Source organism: Halorussus litoreus (assembly GCF_003382685.1).
Lineage (GTDB): Archaea > Halobacteriota > Halobacteria > Halobacteriales > Haladaptataceae > Halorussus > Halorussus litoreus.
The window spans coordinates 1-18678 of record NZ_QLVG01000060.1; the positions used below are offsets into that span (position 1 = coordinate 1).

Below are 18678 nucleotides of genomic sequence, written 5' to 3' on the forward strand. Positions count from 1 at the left end.
GGCGGGGGGGGGGGGGGGGGGGGGGGCCGGCCCCCCCCCCCCCCCCCCCCGCCTCCGGGAGGACGGCAGGGTCGAGATTCGCGGCTCGACGCTGGTCATCCCGCTCGGGGACGACCCGGCCGGGCGCAACTGGTGGGCGGTCCTGGAGTACCTTCGCGAGTCGGTCGCCGACCTCGCGGCCAAGGCCAGCCGGGTCCGCAGTCGGATGGTCGTCACCAGCGCCTCGGGCCTGCTGGTGACGGCGTGGGACTCGGTGACCGAGCGACTCGACGTACTCGCCGACGTGCTGGAGGCGATGACCGCCAACGGCCGGTACGCGGGCCGCTCGGTCAACGCGGGCGACGGGCCGGACGAGTTCGTGACGTGGACGGCCGACCAGTTCGGGGGCGAGCGATGACCGCCGGAATCGACGCGCAGCTTCGACAGCGACAGCGGACGTTCAGGAGCGAACGATGAGCAAGACCAACCTACAACCGATAACGAACGAGAGCCAGCCAACCTCGCACGTCAAGATCGGCGAGAGCCGGGTCGGCGGGTCGGACCTGGTCCGGCTCGAACACCGGGGCGTGAGCGCCTTCTTCTACGTCAAACCGGTCGAGGACTTCGTCGGCGGCATCGGCAACAAGGTGAAGTTCCACGACAACGTCGCCAAGCTGTTCGGCGGCATCGACTTCTCCTCGCCGTTCTACGTCGACGCCAAGGTGAGCAAGCGCGACGTGGAGGCGGCACGGAGCGTGGAACTCCACGTCCGGGGCGCGCCCGAAGACGAGATAGAGACGTTCATGCGCGAGAGCGAGTACCTCGTCCACAACATGGAGGAGGTCATCAGCAACGGCGACGACCTCGTCCCCGTGCAGGTGTACTCGATGGAGCCGTCGGGTTATCGCACCCTCCGGGTCACCTCAGACACCGACATCGAGTTCGTCTCGCGAACGGACGTGGAGGACCGCTCGCCGGCCAGCCCCGGCAGCGCTGGCGGTGGAGCCGGCGGAGCAGGCGGTGGCGGCGGTCCCGGCGCAGGCCCCGGCGACGGAGGCGGGGGCGGCGAGGACGAGGTCGACATCGACGTGACGCCGAAGAAGCCGACCAAGAGCTTCGAGGAGGACGTGGCCGGACTCGACACCGTCAAGCGAACCGCACGGACCATGCTGGCGATGTTCGACCCCCAGAAGCAGCGAGAGGTCAAGGAGCGCTACGGCGAGGACTTCGCCGCCCGGGGCGGGAGCATGATGCTGTACGGCCCGCCTGGCTGCGGGAAGACGCTCGTCTCCGAGGCCATCGCCCACGAGGCCAAGGAGGAGACCGACATCGAGGCCGAGTACGGCGACGTGAAGTTCCTCGAAGTGAAGGGCGGCGACGTGCTGTCGCGCTATCCCGGCGAGTCCGAGCGCCGCATCGAGGCCGTCTTCGATCAGGCTCACCGGACCGCACAGGACGGCTTCGCGGTCCTCTTCTTCGACGAGGTCGAGACCCTCATCCCCGACCGGAGCGACGACGACCTCCAGCGCCACGAGCGCTCGCTCACCAACGCCTTCCTTCAGGAGATGAACGACGTCGAGGACAACCTGCTGGTCATCGGCGCGACGAACATGCCCTTTACCATCGACCCGGCAGCGACGCGGCGATTCCCCATCCAGCAGTTCATCCCCCAGCCAGACGCCGATGTGATGTCTCAGGTCTGGGAGGTCAACCTCAAGCACCTGCCGAACGCCGACGAGATCGACTTCCATCGGCTCGGCGAGGAGTCGGTGGGCTACACGCCCGCCGAGATCGCCGACCGGGTGCTCGGCAGCGACCTCCAGCGCGAGTTCGTCGAGAGCGTGGTCAAGCCCGATCGGGACCCCATCACCCCGGACACCGACTACCTGCTCGACTGGCTCGGCGACACCGAACCCAAGACGGTGCGCCAGTACGTCTCCAGCGTGCGCGAGCAGCTCGACGACCTCGAAGGCTACCCCAAGATGAAGGACTACATCGAGGATCAGGCCGAGCAACACGACATCTCGCTCGGCCGGGGTGGCGGCGGTCTCGGCGACCTGCTCTCGTCGGCCGCGGGCGATGGCGGTGACGGCGGCAGTGGCGAGAGCGGCGGTGGCGGTGACGAGAGCGGAAACGGCGCGGACGGCGCGAGTGGCGGCACTGGTGGGGCTCCCGACGCGCCGACCAACGCGCCGACCGGCGGAGGGTCGGGCACGTGAGCGACCGCGCCCCTGCGGGCGGCTACGCCCCCACGGCATCGTTCGAGTCGGGAGCGGTCACCGCGATGGCGGCCGACGCCGAGCGCGTCGTCCTCGGCACGGCGGTCGGCACGGTCGAGGTCGTGCGCGCGGACGGCCGGACCACCGTCGAGTTCGACGCGCCGGTAGACGATCTGGCGGTCGGCAACCGGGTGTACGCGCTGGTCGACGGCGCAGTCACCGCACTCTCGACCGGCGGCACCCGCGTCTGGTCGGTCGAACTCCCCGCGGCGCGCGAGATCGCGGCGCTTCCCGGGGCCGACGTGCTGGGCGTCGTCACCGACGACGACGCGCTGGTCGGCTTCGACGGTGAGACGGGGAGCCAGGCGTTCGAGGTGGCCCGACCCCACGCCGACGTGACCGACGACCCGGGCTTCGTCGGCGCCGACGGCGCGTTCGTGCTCTCGGCGTGGTCGTTCCTCGCGGTCCGGAACCTCGACGGAAGCGGGCGCTACGACCGGAACCTCGACGGCGCGATAGAGTCGGTCGGCATCGTCGGCGAGACGGTCGTGGCCTCGCTCAAGGACGAGCGCGTGGTCGGCGTGAACGCCATGACAGGCGACCAGCAGTGGGAGCGCGAACTCGCGGTCGCCGACCTACCCGACCGCGGCGAGGACGCCCTGCTGTTCACCGCGGAGGGCCAGCTCGTCTCGCTCGACCCCGACGGCACGTACACCACGGTTGCGGACCTGCCGAGCGGCGACGTCTACCCGACCAGTGACGGCCGGCTGTTCTGCGCGGTCAGCGACGGCACGGTCGCGGTGTACTGCTCGACCGGCGACCCCGCGAGCGCGCTCGACGTGGCGGTCGACGACGAACTCGTGCCCGGCGAGACCGACGCGGTCGAGTGCGAGGTCACGAACGCCGGCGAGCGCCCGGTCGCGGCGACCCTTCGAGCAGACGGCGAGGGGGTCGCGCTCCGGGACGCCGAGTGGGAGGTCGACCTCGCGCCCGGCGAGACAGCCTCGCGGTCGCTCGGCGTCGCCTCGGTGACCGCCGAGGACTCGGCGGCCATCGCGGTCGAGGCCGACGACGACCACCTCGCCTCGGTCTCGCTCCCGGTGACCGCTGCGCCGGGCGGCGCGCTCGACGCGACGGTCGAACTCGACGCGGTGACCGACGGCTCGGCCGCGCTCGCGGTCACGGTCGAGAACGTCGGCGACGCGCCGGCGACCGACGTGTCGATCTCGCCCGGCGACGCGGGGTTCGACCGGCTCGCGCCCGGTGAAGCGGTCACCGTCGCGGTCGAGACGCCGTTCGACCCCGGCGCGGTCGTCCCCTGCGCGGTCCGGGCGGCGGACGCGGAGGCCGACGCCGAGGCGGCGCTCCCGGATCGGTCGTGCGAGGTCGGCGTCGAGGCCACCGGCGACGGCTTCGTGGACGTGACGGTCGCGAACCCGACCGACGCGGCGCTCGCCGACGACCTCGCGGTGACCGGCGACCCGTTCGACGGGACGGTCGAGCGCCGGGTGGAACTCCCGCCCGGCGGCCGGTTCGTCCTCGCGCTCAGGCCCGACCGGCCGGCCGACGACGCGACGGTGGAGGCCAGCCTCGCGGGACTCGGTGCCCTCGAATCCGTCCAGCTCGGCGCGGTAGACGCGCCCGCCGGAAGCGAGAGCAGAGCGGCCGCCGGACGCGAGTCGGGCCGGCACGATTCGGGCCAGCGCGAATCCGGTCGGCGCGCGTCGGGTCGGCGCGAGGACGACCGACGACAGCCCCGCCGCGAGGCCGACGCTCGCCGGGAGCGCGAACCCCGCCGGGACGACGCTCGACCGCGGCGCGAAGGCGGACGCGCCGACCAGCGCCGCCGAGACTCCGAGCGACCCCGGGATCCCGAACCGCGCCCTCGCGACGCTCAGGCCCCCCGCGAGGACGCCCGCCGACCGCGGCGCGACGACGCGCGGCCACGACGCGAAGGCGGTCGAGGTGAAGGCACCCGCGACGACCGACCGCCACGGGGTCGAGACGACCGCAACCGCCGGGACGCGGCTGGCTCGCGCCGGGCCGAGTCCGCGGACTCGGCCCGGCGCGAGCCAGCCGACCGCGGCCCAGACGACGCCGGAGCTTCCGGAGCTGCTGGGACTGCTGGTGCGGCCGGGGCTGCCGAAACAGCCGAAGAGTCCGGTGGGCAGAACGCCGCCGGAGCCGCGGGAACTGCCGGAGCCGCGGGCGCGAGCGCCGGCACGTCCGAATCGGGCGCGAGCCTCTCGGCCGACCGTCGACTGGAGGACACCGACCCCGACCGGACGCAGGGCGTCCGCGAGCGCGTCACGGTGACCAACGAGGGCGACGCGGTCGCGGAGGACGTGGCGGTGTCGTTCGCCGCAGAGTCGTCGGCGGCGGCGTCGGCCGACGACGAGTCGGTCGACCTCGGCGACCTCGCGCCCGAGGAGTCCGAAACGGTCGAGCGCCACCACGCGTTCGCCGACACCGGCTCGGCCGAGATTCCGGCGGGGACGGTCACCGCCGAGAACGCGGCCGACGAGCGCATCGACGCGCGCCACCTCTCGGTGTCGCCCGCCGAGTTCGCGGCCGACGTGGAGGTCGAGGCCGACGACGGCTACCGGGTCCGGGTCGAGATCGCCAACGACCGGGACGCCGCCTGCGTCGTCGAGCGCATCGGCGTCCGGGAGTTCGGCGTCTGGAACACCGACCTGCGCGTCCCAGCGGGCGAGACGGTCGAGTGGACCCGCGCGGTCGACGCGCCAGACGCTCCCGTCTCTGCGGTCGAGGCGGCCGTCGAGTACGCCGTGGAGGGCAGCGGTGAGCAGGTCCACTGGGGCACCCTCGCGCGCGTGCCCGACCCCGCCGAGGTCGACCCGGATGGAACCGAAGCGCTCTCGGTCGCGGTCGGCGAGGAGACCCGCGTCTCGGGCGGCTACGGCAGTGTCGTCCTCGTGGTGGAGAACGCCGGCGGCTCGCCGGTCGAGAACGTGTCGGTCGCGGCCGACGGCGAGGCGGTCAGCGACCTGATGTACGCCGGCGGCGAGTCGACCGACCGGCTGGCCCCCGGCGAGACGTTCACCCACTTCGTGGACGTGGAGACCGAGGGCGAGGCGACGGTCCCCATCGCGCTCTCGCTCGGCGAGGAGGAGTCCGAGGACCTCGTGTTGGCCGGGCCTGCACCGGCGAACGAGGACGACTGGTCGGCGGCCGAACTCGACCGGTGGCGCGTCGAGCGCGAGGGGGAGGCCGGCGAGTCTCGGAGTCACGTGGCCTCGGCGTTCGAGCAGGTGTGAATTCGGAGTTCGAGTCTGTTATTCTGTTTTGAGTTTGAGACGGTCGAATCGGTGCCGGTCTGGTCGATGCAATTGATAATTGGACCCGTGCGGCGGCGGCGCGAGCAACGCGCGCGAGGTCTGCGCGAGTGGAACGAGCGCAGGCTCGTCGGAGCGTGCTCCGACGGTGGACGAGTGAGCGAAGCGAACGAGGAGGCTGGGGAGGTGTGAGGTTGCGGCGACTCATGTGCCTCGGCAGTAGCTAGCTTCTCTGTCCTTCTGACGGACGTAGCGTGATTCACGAAGCTAGCTACTGCTTGAGCCTAGGAGAAACCGCACAGCACGGCGACCGCGCCTCGTCCTCCCCAGCCTCCTGCGCTTCTCGGCCTCCGTTGCACTCCGGCCTGCGATGCTCGTCCCTCGCACGTTTGGGCGCGACACGAGCGTCGCGCCCAATCGCGCGCCGGGTGGAGAGCCGAACCGGCCGCACGATGGGTACGAGTCGAATCGAGCGCACGCCAGACAGATGAAAAATCGGGTCAACGCCAAAGATTCGTTCCAGAAGCGACGCACTCGACCAGTTCACTCCGAACGAAAACACCGCGCCGAACGAAAAAACGGAGTCGAACCGAATCGAGTCCCAGCCTACGACGCAACGAGGAAGTCGCCGCTGACCGCCTCGCGGGCGTCCCGAACGTAGGCGTAGGTGTTCCGACCGAGGTAGCCGAGCAGCGCGAGGAACACCAGCCCGTACGCCGCGGTCGAACCGTACATCGTGAGGCGCGCGAACTGATACCGGCTGGCCGCCTGCTGGCGCTCGTCGGCGACGTCCTGGGCCTCCTCGCTCGCGCCCGCCGTGGCGAACGAGGACTCGGCGTCGTCGTAACCCGAAAGCGAGTCGGCGGCCGTCGTCTCGAAGGCGTCCCACTTCGCGGGGTTGAGCATCAGCGGTTGGCCCAGCACCACGGTCAGCATCGACTCGTCCATCTCCTCGCGGAGCTGGCGGGCCGACTGGCGCTGCTCGTTGCCCTGTTGGACCGTCGCGGTGTAGTTCTCGAACGCGCCAGCGGACTCGGCCCGCAGGCGCTCGGCGCGCTGCTCGTCGCCCTGGAGCGACGCCAGCTGGGCGAGTTGGCGGTTGATGTGGGCGCGCTCGATCATCGTCACGTCACCGGATTCGAGCTGGTCCTCGTAGTAGCTGCGCTGCTGGTCGACGAGACTGTTCACCCGGTCGCGGGCCGCCGTCCGGGACTCGTTCGCGGTCGAGCGCAGTTCGGAATCCTCGAGGTTCGCAATGTAGCTGTCGAGCAGGTTGTACGTCGCCGCCGCCTTCACGACCTCGGGCTGGGCGGCCTCGTTACCCTCTGACTCCAGCGTTCCGGTGGCGTTCTCGACCGACTCGATGAACAGGATGGTCGAGCGACCGGCCGCGATGCCGGTCGAGAGGTCGGTGCGCGAGACCTCCCCGCCGTCCCGGAGCTTGGTCTCCAGCTGGTCGAGCGTGTCGACCATGCCCGAAGCCGTGTCGGCCTGCCAACCGCCCGCGTCCGTGCGGTCGGCCAGCGGGCTCCGGATGCCTTCGAGCGACACCGGCTCGGGCGTCGCGGTGACGGTGATCGTCTGTGCGTCGATGCCGTCACCCTCCACGCGGTACTCCCACGTGTACTCGCGGTACAGCTCCGCCCCGGTGTCGAACTGGACCGCGACGACGAACGGCGCGGCGTCGCCAGCGGTCAGCCGCTCGGGCGGGCGTTCGACGACCGTGAGCCACTGGTCGGGGCCGGACTCCTTGGTGATCGACAGGTCGGTCACGTCCTGGTACTCCAGGGTCTCGGCCACGTCGGTACTCTGGGTGAGGTTCTCGGTGATGACCACGTCGCCGAAGCCCAGCGAGGTGCGCTCGACCGACAGCGCCACCTCGTGGGTGACGCCGACGCTGCTGGTGACGGTCTCGGTGCCGTCCTCCTGGGAGTTCACGTCGACCGACAGCGAGTAGCTTCCCTCGGACGCCGTGGGGTCGGCCTCGACCTCGACGACCACCTCGCCGCTGCTCTGGCCGTCGATCTGGCCGTCGTAGTCGGCGACGCTCGCGGACACCTGCCCGCTGTCCGTACTGGCCGAGACGCCCTGCACGTTCATCGTCTGGTCGCCCGCGTTGGGCACCTCGACAGTGACGGTCTCGGTGTACGAAGACACCTGCGACTGGGGCTCGTCGAACACCATCGAGGTGTCGGGCATCGAGACGTCGCCGAACCGCGGCGGGTAGATGACTCGGCCGGTGAACGACACCGACTGGCCCACGCCGTCCTGATTGTCGGGTTCGAGGTACGCCGTGAAGCCGATGTTGCTGTGCTGGTTGGCGCTGTCCTCGACGGAGACAGTCACCTCTGCGTTCGAACTCCCGCCCGCGTCCGTACTCAGGTATCGCAGGTCGTCGAAGCTGATCGAGCCGTACTGGTCGGACTGGGTCACCTGCGAGTTGACGCCGTCGATGCCGGTGTAGCCGCCCGTCTCGCTGATTGGCAGGTCGACGGTCTTGTCGCTACCGACCAGCACGTCGCCGAGGTCGACCGCACCGTTGTCGCCGGCTTCGAGAACCGGCGGCTTGCGAACGGTCACCTCGACGGGCACGTCGAGCGTATTACCGAGATTGTCCTCGACCGTCGCGGTGAACTGGTAGGACCCCTTGTCGACCGACGAGTCGGTCGACATGTCGAGCGTGACGGCCTGGCTCTCCCCGCCGGGAATCGAACCGGGTAGCTGGGAGTAGCTGAGGGTGACCCCGTCGGGGACGCCGCTGAACGTGACGTCCGCGGGAATCATCAGCCCCTGTCCGTCGTTCGGGATGGGAACGTCTAACGTGGTCGAGGCCTGATCGTTCGACTCGAACACGAGTTCGGTCTGCTGGGTCGAGACGTAGCCGAACGCGGGTTCGAGTACGTCCACTGTGAGCGTCTCGTCCCACGCGGGACTGCTAAAGCCGCTGACCGTCTCGACGTCGTAGTAGCCGCTCGCGCTCTCGGTGACCGTTGCCTCGTAGGTCACCCGGTAACTGTTGCCCGCGCGAACCTGCCACGAACTCCCGGTCCCGTCGCGGTTGGTGTCGAGGCTCTGCCACTCGACGAACTCGAAGCCGACTTCGCCGTCGGTTATCTGTCCGCGGACGCTCGCAGTGTCGTTCGACGGCGCGGTGAACTCGTAGGTCAGCGTCTCGGTAACCGACCCGCCATCGGCGATGACGGTGGCCCGGTTCACGGTCGTGTCCGGGTTGGCCATCGCGGTCCCGGCAACCCCGTGGAGTCCGACGAGCAGTACCACAGCGACCGTCACGAGCGTTCGACTATCCATGGGTCACCTCCTGTGCGGACACGATGTCGTCGACCTGCGAGTCCTCCACGTCGCGGGCCCACGCCGACAGCCGGTGGGCGACCGTCATCGCGACCAGCGCGACTACGAGCGCGAAGCCGAGCGCGAGCATCGCGCTGGCGAGCGCGAGCGAGGTCACCGCCGACCCCGACTGCTCACGCAGCGACGACACCGTCTCGGCCCGGTCCGCGAGGCCGTGTTCGGCCGCCAGATCACCGGCGGTGGCGAGCCGACCGTCCGTCGTCCGGGCGTCGCCGTACAGTCCGAACACCGCGGTCGAGTGGGTGGTGAGCGCGCCGACCGCCGACCCGCAGGCGTCCTCGCAGCGCGACCCGAACTCCCGGGCGGCCGCGACCGACTCGTTCAGCGTCTCCACGTCTGACTCGTAGGTCGACTGGAGCCGCTCGCGCTGGACGACGAGGTTCGAGTACTGCTGGACCGCGCCGCCCTGCTGGTACGCGTTGGCGGCGCTGCCCATCAGCGCGAGTCGCTCGCGGGTGTCGTTGGTCTCCAGCGCGGTCTCGTGGAGCGCCTCGCCCTGATTCTGGTAGAATCGGTCGAGCGCCACGGTGGTCAGCGCCGCGTACTGGCTCCCACCGGCGTTCCGAAGTTGGGTCACCAGCGCGGCGGTCTCGTTGGCCTGTTCGACGCTCGCGGCGCGGTCGCCGTTCCCGCTCAGGGTGTACGCCTCCTCGAACGTCGTCAGCACGTCGTACACCAGCGCCATCCGCTTGGCCTTGGCGTCGGTGAACTCGCCGACCTGCACGGCCGAGACGGCCTGTGCCCGGACTACCTCGAACTCGCTGTACTCCTGAAACGCCTCCTGCCCTTCGAGCGCGCGGAACGCTTCGAGGTACTCGTCCGCCGTCTCGGGCGACGAGTCCCCGTCCTGCGCCGTCGCCGTGGCCGCCGGGGCGACCAGCGACAGACAGAGCAGCAGCACCGCGAACCCGCATCGGGCGTACCGTTTTCGCTCCGAAGTTACTGTGCCTCTCACGTTCAGAACACCGTCCTCTCTAACCGTTCACGCAGTTGGTCGTGGTCGAACAGCTCGTCGACGCCGTCGAGCAGTCCGCCCGCCGCGAACGCGACCGCAGCCCCGCGGACCGGGTCGTCGCCGCGTTCCTCGTTGACGAACGCCTTCACGCCGTCCCAGAGTTCGCGGGCCGGCGCGACCACCGCCAAGTCCGAGCGCTCGGCGTTGATGCGGTCGTCGACCGCCCGGAGCTGGGTCAGCACGGTCTGGCGCTGGGCGGTCCGGTCCTCCTCGAGCAGTTCGAACAGCGTCGCCACGTCGAAGCCGCCTTGCCACTCGACCCGCTGGTCGCGCATGTCCACGCAGGCACCGAACAGGTCGGTGTTGCGCTTGGTAGTCATCGCGTCGTTCACGAGTTCGACCGCCGCGTCGGCGGCGTCGAGCAGCGCGTCGGCCACCTCGTCGGGGTCGGCCTCCGCGCTGGCGAACCGGTGGCCCTCGCGGGGGAGTCGCTCGACCGTCTCCAGCAGGCTTGTCACGACGCTGCCGTAGTACCGCGGGATGGCGACGTCCCGGCCGGAGGTCGAGACGAGCGCGTCCACGTCCTGTCGGATGGAGGTGACGCGGTCGCGCTGGTTGCGAGCCAGACTGAACTCGAAGCTCGCGTCCAGGCTCTCGCGGGCGGTCCGGCCGTCCCGGATCCGAACCCGCGACGACTCGACCGCGAAGGCGGTCCCGCCGCCCGGCACGTCCATCCCGACCTCGTACTCGCCGACGAGCAGGTCGTCGAAGCTCGTGACGCCCTCGCTGTCGGTCGTGGCCGTGCGCCGACTCGCGCCGAGGCTCTTCACGTCTTCGCCGACCGGCTCGACCTCGACGGTCAGCCCGCCGACTGCGGTGCCGCCGACGGTCGCGGTCACGTCGAGGTCGCCCGCGAGCGGCTGGATGTCGAGTCGCGCGGTCGCGTCCGACCCGCCGGCGACCGACGCGGTCGCGCTGTCGCCGTCGTACTTCTCGTGGTCGGCCGCCACCTCGACCTCGTCGGCGGCCAGCGGCACGTCGAAGGTGACCTCGCCGTCGGCGTCGGTCTCGCCCTCGCGCGGGCGGCCCTCGTCGGGGGTGCACGTCACGGGCACGCCCGAGAGCGGCTCGCCGCCGTCGGCGACCGCGACCTCGACCTGCTTCGGGCCGAGTTCGAACGTCACCGGCTGGTTCCGGAACGGTGCGCGCACCTCCCGTCGCTCGGAGACGCCGTGGCTCCCGACCTCGACGACCCACGTGCCGCGGTCGAGGGTCAGGCTCCCCGTGCCGTCCGACAGCCCGGTCGCCTCGCTGCTCGGCCCGCCGTTCCGGTAGGCCGTGTCGTCGGCCTTCTGTCTGGCCTTCAGCTCGGCCGAGATCGTCGAGCCGGTGCCGGCGTCCTCGACCCGGAAGTCGACGTCGTGACCCTCGTCGTGGGTCGAGGACGTGACTCCCGGCCCGTCCGCGCCGTCGGGCGTCGGGTCCGAGTCGTCGCCGGTCAGCCGGATGACGACGACAGCGACCCCGAGGACGAGGAAGCCGACGAGCACCCCGACTACGGGCAGCCCGCCCGGTACTACGGCGAACAGGCCGCCGGAGCTCTCGCCGGAGCCGTCACCGCCCTCGCCGCCCTGCTGGCTTCCCGCGGCCGCGTAAAACAGCGAGTCGTCGGGGTTGTCGACCGACGCGTTATGGGGCACCACCTGTGCGCGAACCGACTCGTCGCCCGTCACAATGAGCCGGTAGCTCGCGTTCTCGTTGAGCAGGTAGTCGGTCGCGTTCAGGTTCACCGAGCCGTTGTCGACCGGGGCGGACAGCTGGACGTACCGCGTGCTGTTGGCGAGCCAGACGGTCGTCTCGTTCGCGTCGAGCGTCGAGCCGTCGATGGCGACTGCGGTTCCGTTGTCGGTCACGCTCGCGTTCGGGACGCCTGCCACGTCGCGCTCGTAGGGCACGTTCTCGACCACCGCGTTGCCGCCGCGGTGCACCGACACCGAGAGGGCGTCGGCGCTCGCCAGCGTCTCGTCGGTCACCGTCAGGTTCCCGTCGCCGTCCGCGGCGACGGTGCTCGCGAAGGTGGCGTTGGTCGCGGGTTCGATCATCGTGAGGTCGTACTCCAGCCCGTCAGCGATCAGGGGGCTGTCGACCCCTAGGGTCTCGTCGTCCTGTCGCTCGACGCTGGTCACCTCACGGCTGAGCTGCCAGAGGTTCAGGTCCGTCTGGTCGCCGCGCTCGGCCGCCAAGGTGGCTCCCTTCGACGGGGGCAGGTGGACGCTCCCGGCGTCGAGCGACACCGCGAGCACCGTGCTGCCGTTGCGGTACTGGACCGTCGCGTCGGCGACCGGCGCAGTCTCGCCCGAGAGCGTGACCTCCGCGCTGTCCCCGTCGGCGTAACCGAGCGCCTGCTGGAGCGGGACTTCGAGCGTCCCGTCCGCGAAGCTTGCGCCTCCGGAGCCGCCGAACGACAGCGTCCGGAGGTCGACGTATTCGGTGACCGCGGTCCCGTTCTCGCCCTGCGGCTCGACGGTGACCGACGCGTTCGAGAGGTCGGTCTCCGGCGAGCTGAGTTCGGTGACTGCGACCGAGTACGTGGACTCGTTGTTCGCGGTCCCGTCCGGGGACAGCGACGCCGACTGGCCGCCGGTCACGCGAACGGTGACGTTCCGGTCGCTCCCGTTGAAGTGCTCGTCCCCGAGCGCGATTTTGAGCTGACCACCGGAGCGCTCCACGTGGTCGACGTCTCCGTGCGCGGTCCCGACGCCCGTGACTCCCGCGACGACCGACAGCGCCAGCAGGACCGCCAGCAGGGTCGCCCCGAGGCGCTCGCGTCGGTTGGTGGGGCTGGCCGTCATGGCTACCCCTCGTTGATCTCCATGTACTCGGTCAGGTTGTCCTCGATGCGCCGGAGCTCGTCGGCCGGCAGCCGGGCGTTACCGAGCGACCGGCCGGACTGGAGACTCTCCTTGTACTCCTCGAACTCCTCCCACGAGTGGTCGAGCAGTGGGTCGAGGTCGAAGCCGCCGAGCAGCAAGAGTACGTCGACCGAGTCGCCCCGCTCCTGCTTTGGCGTCAGGCTGGTCATGCCCGAGGCCCCGAGCAGGCCGTGCTCGCGCTTCCACTGGTTGAACGCGTTCTGCACGTCGGGCTCGGTGATGTCGCCGCTCTCGATCATGTGCTCGGGCGCGCGGACGACCGCGTACGTGACCCGCGAGGTGCCCACGTCCATCGGGACGAACGCGTTCTCGGCGGCCTTGTCGAACATATACTCCAGTTCGAACATCCCGCCGTTGAGGTCGGTCGCCACCGCGGGCGTGAAGTGGTACGCGCCGATCTGGGAGGGGATGGTCACGTAGTCCTGCACGTCGATGACGCCCCGCGTCTCGCGGCCCGCGCCGATCATCAGGTCGATGGCCGAGATGATCTGCTCGTTGACCTCGCTGTAGTCGGTACCGGTCGCGTCGTCGTCGCTCAGGTGGGAGTTGGCCGCCAGGAGCACCATGTCGGCGTTCTGGCTGCCGTCGGGCGACCGGATGAGTCGCGAGAGGCCCGCGACCGCGTTGAACTGGCGCTGGGGGGCCTCGTAGTAGTACGGCCACACGGCGAACGCGGTGTGGATGGTGCTGTCCATCCAGTTCTTCCGCCGGTCAGTGTCGAGGCCGCTCTTGAACTGGTCGATGACGTAGGGGATCGAGCCGTTGCCGGTCCCGCCGCCGAGGGTCGCGGCGTGGAGGAACGCGTCGACGTTCCCGCCCTCGGTCGCGAGGTCGCCGATGTTGCCGACGATGCGGTCCAAGTCCTCGCGGGCGGCCTCCATGCCGGTCACGAAGAAGTTGCCCGCGCCCTGCTGGGAGCCGAACTCCAGCGCGTGCTGGGAGGGGTCCTCGCCTTCGGCGAAGTTCGACTCCATGTGGCTGATAGTGTTTCGGATGTCCGCACGATTCGTGTTCATCACGAGGATGCGGTCGTCGATTCCGGGGTTGTCCGACCGGGTGAAGAACTGCGAGGCGATGCGACCGCCTCCCTCGCCCGAGGCGACGACCGCCCATCGCGTGTACGTGTCTCTTACCTGTGACATATCATTCTCTCCGTGTGAGTCCGCTCGCGCCGAGTTCGACGGCGTCGGCGAACGCGGACTCGGTCACTGCGTCCCGGACGACGTCGTCCGGGAGAGGTGCCGACAGGAAACGGTCCCTGAGGTCGTCGTACGACATCGCCTCGCCGTCGTCGAGGTTGTGCTGGACGACCATCTCGACCTCGTCGGTGAGTTCGGCGCGGTCGTACGCGACCACGCCGTCGGCGTCGGTCCGGGTGACCGACAGGCCCTGCTCCTCGGCCCACAGCGCGAGCAGACAGGGGACGTAGTCGTCGGTCACGGGGTAGTCCATCGACGCCGAGAGGTAGCCCGCGTCGCGGTACTGGTCGCGCAGGTCGTCGGTCAACTCGGGCAGGTACTCCCTGATGTCGTCCTCGATGCCGTCGCACACCTGCTCGCGCAGGCCGACCTGCGCCATCGTGAGTTCGACCGACGCGTCCGCGTCGACCACGACGGTCTCCTCGGGCGTCCGGTAGTCGTCGGGGTCGGGGTCGGCCCGGACGGTGTACTCGCCGCGGGGCACCTCCTCGAAGGTGACCTCCTCGGCGAGGTGGGTCCGGGCGTGCTCGCTGTCGCTGTGCGCGGTGCCCTCGATCTCGAGGTCGACCCCGCGCTTGGGGCCGCCCTCGTCGAACTGCGCGAGCACCGTCACGTCGTACGTCTCGCCGTCGCCCGCCGCCACGAGCGCCGGGCCGTCGGGTTCGTACGAGGCCTCCGGGTGGCTCCGGGCGTACAGTTCCATGAACGCGCCGGCGTCCTTGACCGGCAGGTCGTCGGCGGTCACCTCTGCGGTCGCGCGGAGTTCGTCGTCGATCACGCCCTCGATGTCCTCGTACGACCGGGCGACCGACGCCTTGCCCTTCAGGTCGTCCAGCGCGCCCGACAGGTCGCCGACCGCGCCGGTCCACGTCAGCCGGAACTCGGCGAGATCGTCGGCCCGCCGGAGGTCGTCGGCGTACGCCTCGTCGGCGGCCGACGGCCACTCGTAGTAGTCGGCTGGCACGTCGGCCTGCCCGAGCGCCGACAGGTCCGCGTCGAGGTCGTCCTCCAACTCCTCGACCATCGCGACGCAGACCTCCCGCAAGTCGTCGCGGTGGCGTCGCAACTCGCCAACGTCGAGTGCGGAGTCGAGCGACGCCATCGCGGCGTCGATCTCCTCGACGCGCTCGACGTGGCGGTTCGAGACGTACTCCTCGACCACCGACGACCGGACGGTCTCCAGCAGGTTCTCGACGCCCTCGCGGTCGGCTTCGAACCGGCCGGACAGGTCGCCTTCGAGCGCGGCCTGCGCGTCGAGCACCGCGTCGGCGGCCCCGGCGTAGTCGTCGGCCGCGGCCCGCGACTCGGCGTCGTCGAGCAGGTCGGTCACCCGCCCTTCGTCGACCGGGTCGGTCACGTCCGCGAGCAGCCCCTCGACCTCGCCGCAGGCCCGCCGGACGGTTTCGGTCGCGTCCTCGCGGTGGGTCGAGAGCACGTCTTCGAGCGCGCCCGGGTCGCCGGTCGCGTCGTCGACCGCGCTCTGGCCCTGCCACGTGCCGACCGAGACGAGGCCGGCGTCTTCGAGTCGCGCCAGCGCGTCGCGGGTCCGCCGGAGTTCGTCCCGGACGAACGTCTCGAACGACTCGGCCAGCACGCCGTCGAGGTCGTCGATGTCGCCCCGGACGCGTTCGAGCTCCTGGATGTCGGCCGAGGCGAACCGCTCGGTCGAGTAGGTGCCAGCCTCGGTGTCGAAGCTCACGCCGTGAGAAGAGAGGTCGTCGGCGACCCGCTCCAGTTCGTCGGTCACGTCAGTCGCGTCCCAGCCGGGGTACTCGGCCCGCCGGCCGTCGAACGCCACCTGGAAGTCCTGGAGCGCGGAGGCCGTCTCGGTGGCCTGCTGTTTGGCGTAGCTCGACTCGCTGGTCCCCTGACTGGAGACCACGGTCCGGACGTACAGCCCCACGCCGACGATGAGGAGCGCGGGGATGCCGACCACGACGAAGCCCACGCCGAGTTCCGAGGTCGTGAACAGGAACAGGCCGACCCCCACGAGCGCAGCCACGAGTACGATACCGCCGATGCCGAGTGCCGCTCTGTGTTCTCGCTTCATAGTAGCTCTCCGAGTGTGCCGAATCCATCGAGTACGAACAGCGCCGCCAGCGTCAGCACGACCGCGAGCGCCGCGAGGCCGGCCGCCCACGCGAGCACTCGCGGGGAGTAACTCACGCTGGAGTTGACCTCCCGGTCCTGTCGGATGCGTTCGAGTCTGGTCGCGGTCAGCTTCCAGCCCGGCACCGCACCGACCACGAGACCGGCCACGAGCGCGCCCGCGAGATTGACCATCCCGGTCGAGCGCGCGTCGCTCTCGGCGGCTTCGAGCGTTGCGAGGTAGTGTCGCTTCGCCGCGTCCGCGCTCGCCTTCGCCGAGCGCTCGCGCTCTTGTGCGGCTTCCAGCGCGGCCAGTGCGTTCGACCCGCCGCTGGCGCGCCACGCGGTTCCGTAGAGCCCGGCTTCGAGGTCGGCCCGCGCCTCCGTCACCGACTCGCTGCTGTCGTTGATCGCCGCGAGCTGCTCCTCGGTGACGTTGCTCAGGTTCGCCTCGCCCGACTCGACCGCGGCAGCCGACTCGTTCAGCGCCTCGGCCGCGCTCGTGAGGTTCGACGCAGCCGCGAGGAACCGCGTCTCGTTGTCGGTGTAGTCCGTTTTCGCGTCCTCGCTCTCGAACGTTATCGAGTCGTTCGCCAACTCCGAGTCGACCGTCGCGGGCCGCGGCACGTCGATGGAGACCGCGGGGATTTCGCCCTTCCGGTCGACGAGACCGAGCACGTCGACGTGTGACGTCTCGCCGGTCACCCGAACGGTCGCCGTCGCGTCGGTCGAGTCGAGTATCTCCAGCCCCTCCGAGTTCGACAGTTCCCACTCGGAGCCGTACGTGTTCAGCGCCGACCGCTCCTCGCAGAGCGCCAGCTTGAGCGTCGTTCCGGCGTACAGCGTGGCGTTCTCGCCGGACCCTGTCAGCACCTGCGTGCCGGTCGTCGACGACGAGCCCGGCAGGATGCCGACGAGGTGCTGCCCGCCGCTGGTCTCCCCGCAGGCAGCGTCGGCGTCCGGGTAGGTCGCCGCGGCCGCGGGGCTCGCGGCGAACAGGGCCGCCGAACAGACCACCAGTAGGCCGACCGCCAGCACCGAGACGCGCTGGCGAACGTGCTCTTCAGGGGTACCGTCGCGGCTCATTCGTTCCCACCTCGCGTCGCGTACGCGAGGAGGCCGCCGCCGAGGAGGCCGACCGCCAACCCGAGGCCGAGTCCGGCGGTCCGGGGCACCCACGGACTGTTCGTGAGCGCCATCGCGTCGGCCGTGGCGTCGGTCTGCTCCTGTATCTGGTTGGCGAGCCGGTCGTCGGCGGGCGAATCCTCCGCGCCGTCCACGACCCCGGGAACGCCCACGAGTGCGGCGGCGACGAGTGCAAGAACGGCCACAAAGCCTATAAAAACGACTGTGCGCGTCATATCGTCTGCCCGACCTCGCTCTCGGCCTCGTACTCGTCGGCCCGATCCTCGATCTCGGTGATGCGGTCGACGTTCTCCCGCCGGTAGGTGAACAGCGAGGTGAACGACGCGAGGTTCCGGCGGGTGAGCGCGACGCCGAGGTTGACCTCGGGGCACTGGGCCTCGAGGAACCGGCGGATGGTCGAGGTCTCGATGCGGTTGTCGCCGCCGGAGATGTACTCGACCGGTGCGCGGACCAGCCCGATGGCCTTCTCGGCCTCCTCGGGCGAGACGCCCGAGAGCGTCTGCTTGCTCGTCGCCAGCCTCGAAAGCGCGCTGCTGTCGACCTCCTGGCCGCCCACGAACGGGACGAGGTAGCCCAGCAGCGACCGGGTCATCGACACCGAGCGGCCGATGGTGGCGTACCCCGGCGTGGGGTTGGTGCCGCGCGTGTCGAACGACAGCGAGGTCACCACGTCCTGGAGGTCGACCACTGGCGGGTCGACGTCGTCGTACTCGCCCGGGTCGATGCGTTCAAGCGTCGACCCGGAGATGAGGTCGACCAGCCCCGAGGCCACGTACTCGTTGTACTCCGAGAACCGGCCCTCGGCGGCGTCCTCGTAGGCCAGTCGCTGGTTGTCCACGAGGACGATGCCGTCGACGGACTCCTCCAGCCTGTCGAGCCCGTAGACGGTGTTCCACGCCTGTCGGCCCGCGCTGATCTGCTCGTCGTCCTCCGATACTGGTCCCTTCGTGTTGGGGAGCACCGCGACGGCGATGATCTGAGCCACGCCGTCGGTGTACTCCTTGATCGCGTCGGCCACGTGGGGAGCGATACCACATCCGGTCCCACCACCGAGTCCGAGGCAGACGAACGCGAAGGGGATGTCCCCCGGCGTGCCGTCGTCCTCGTCGAAGTGCGACGAGAGGGTGCCCAGCAGTTCCTCGCGGTTGTCGGACATCACCTCGTCAGCCTGAACCGGGTTGCGGCCGAAGCCCCCGGTCACCTGTTCCTCGAAACCCGGCGTTCCCCGCTCGACGAGTCCGTGGCGCTCGGCGATGCCGTACTGGTTCGCCTCGTCCACGTTCGAGAGGTTGCGGAGGTCCCGGATGGTCGAATTGAACACCAGTGGCGAGGCGGGGGTCGAGACGCGCCGATGGCCGAACACGTCGTCCACGATAGCGCTGCCCGCTTGCCCGGTGCCAGCAAATACGTAAACCATGTCGGTACGTCGGTCATTTATCCACAAAGCGGACACATATACCTAACGGAAGTACGAATTCTAGCACACGTTACAGG

General features: G+C 70.1%; 10 protein-coding genes and 1 pseudogene. 3 read left to right on the forward strand and 8 right to left on the reverse strand.

Translation table 11 applies throughout. The annotated features are described in order from the left end of the window. The 3 genes and pseudogenes from DPQ64_RS16040 to DPQ64_RS16050 all read left to right on the forward strand — a co-directional run. Positions 1 to 397 (forward strand): annotated as a pseudogene (locus DPQ64_RS16040) (hypothetical protein); the annotation flags it as partial. A gap of 55 nt (positions 398 to 452) precedes the next feature. Then, positions 453 to 2198: an ATP-binding protein gene (locus DPQ64_RS16045; protein WP_115865324.1), complete on the forward strand. Its 1746-nt coding sequence runs from the start codon at positions 453 to 455 to the stop codon at positions 2196 to 2198. Further along, positions 2195 to 5476 carry an outer membrane protein assembly factor BamB family protein gene (locus DPQ64_RS16050; protein WP_115865325.1) on the forward strand — a complete coding sequence of 1094 codons (3282 nt, stop codon included), beginning with the start codon at positions 2195 to 2197 and terminating at the stop codon, positions 5474 to 5476. The genes DPQ64_RS16045 and DPQ64_RS16050 overlap by 4 nt, the downstream gene beginning before the upstream one ends. A gap of 624 nt (positions 5477 to 6100) precedes the next feature. Here the strand turns inward: DPQ64_RS16050 and DPQ64_RS16055 are convergent. Genes DPQ64_RS16055 through DPQ64_RS16090 form a run of 8 tightly spaced genes read right to left on the reverse strand, consistent with a single transcriptional unit; the run spans position 6101 to position 18601 of the window. Beyond that, positions 6101 to 8803, reverse strand: coding sequence for a hypothetical protein (locus DPQ64_RS16055; protein ID WP_115865326.1), 2703 nt, complete (start codon positions 8801 to 8803; stop codon positions 6101 to 6103). Next, entirely contained in the window at positions 8796 to 9818 is a 1023-nt protein-coding gene (locus DPQ64_RS16060) for a hypothetical protein (protein WP_157971754.1), read from the reverse strand. Before DPQ64_RS16060 ends, DPQ64_RS16055 begins: the two co-directional genes overlap by 8 nt. 2 nt (positions 9819 to 9820) lie before the next feature. Beyond that, the gene (locus DPQ64_RS16065) at positions 9821 to 12670 is read right to left on the reverse strand and encodes a hypothetical protein (RefSeq protein WP_115865328.1); all 2850 of its coding nucleotides are present in this window, start codon (positions 12668 to 12670) and stop codon (positions 9821 to 9823) included. Between the two features lie 2 nt (positions 12671 to 12672). Beyond that, positions 12673 to 13893 (reverse strand): FtsZ/tubulin family protein, encoded by a 1221-nt coding sequence (locus tag DPQ64_RS16070; RefSeq protein ID WP_115865329.1) that lies wholly within the window; start codon positions 13891 to 13893, stop codon positions 12673 to 12675. Between the two features lies 1 nt (position 13894). Further along, entirely contained in the window at positions 13895 to 16000 is a 2106-nt protein-coding gene (locus DPQ64_RS16075) for a hypothetical protein (RefSeq protein ID WP_115865330.1), read from the reverse strand. After that, positions 15997 to 17124 carry a hypothetical protein gene (locus DPQ64_RS16080; protein ID WP_115865331.1) on the reverse strand — a complete coding sequence of 376 codons (1128 nt, stop codon included), beginning with the start codon at positions 17122 to 17124 and terminating at the stop codon, positions 15997 to 15999. Before DPQ64_RS16080 ends, DPQ64_RS16075 begins: the two co-directional genes overlap by 4 nt. Continuing rightward, positions 17121 to 17369, reverse strand: coding sequence for a hypothetical protein (locus DPQ64_RS16085; RefSeq protein WP_115865332.1), 249 nt, complete (start codon positions 17367 to 17369; stop codon positions 17121 to 17123). Before DPQ64_RS16085 ends, DPQ64_RS16080 begins: the two co-directional genes overlap by 4 nt. A 26-nt stretch (positions 17370 to 17395) precedes the next feature. After that, positions 17396 to 18601, reverse strand: a complete 1206-nt coding sequence (locus DPQ64_RS16090) for an FtsZ/tubulin family protein (protein WP_115865333.1) — start codon at positions 18599 to 18601, stop codon at positions 17396 to 17398. Positions 18602 to 18678 lie beyond the last annotated feature (77 nt).